Raw genomic sequence first — 470 nt, forward strand, 5'->3', positions numbered from 1 at the left:
CGGGACTACCTGTCGACCTTCCTCAAGATCGGCACCATCGTCGCCCTGGCCATCGGCATCCTGGTGACTATGCCCGAGCTGAAAATGCCGGCGCTGACCCAGTTCACCGACGGCACCGGGCCGGTGTGGAAGGGCGGGCTGTTCCCGTTCCTGTTCATCACCATCGCCTGCGGCGCGGTCTCGGGCTTCCATGCCCTGATCTCGTCGGGCACCACGCCCAAGCTGCTGGATAACGAAACCAATGCCCGCTACATCGGTTACGGCGGCATGTTGATGGAATCCTTCGTGGCGATCATGGCCATGGTCGCCGCGTCGGTGATCGAGCCAGGCGTGTACTTCGCCATGAACAGCCCGGCGGCCATCGTCGGCGGTGACGTGGTGGCCGTGGCGCAGACCGTCAGCAGTTGGGGCTTTGCCATCACGCCCGAGGCGCTGCAAGCAGTGGCCAAGGACATCGGCGAGACCACCGT

At 64.7% G+C, this 470-nt stretch carries 1 protein-coding gene; it reads left to right on the plus strand.

What is annotated here, in order from left to right; genetic code table 11:
* Positions 1–470, plus strand: a 470-nt coding sequence (locus tag AC30D9_RS29385; protein ID WP_490145376.1) for a carbon starvation CstA family protein, incomplete at both ends; no start/stop codon positions are given.

The sequence above is a fragment of the Pseudomonas sp. DF11 genome, assembly GCF_058148565.1.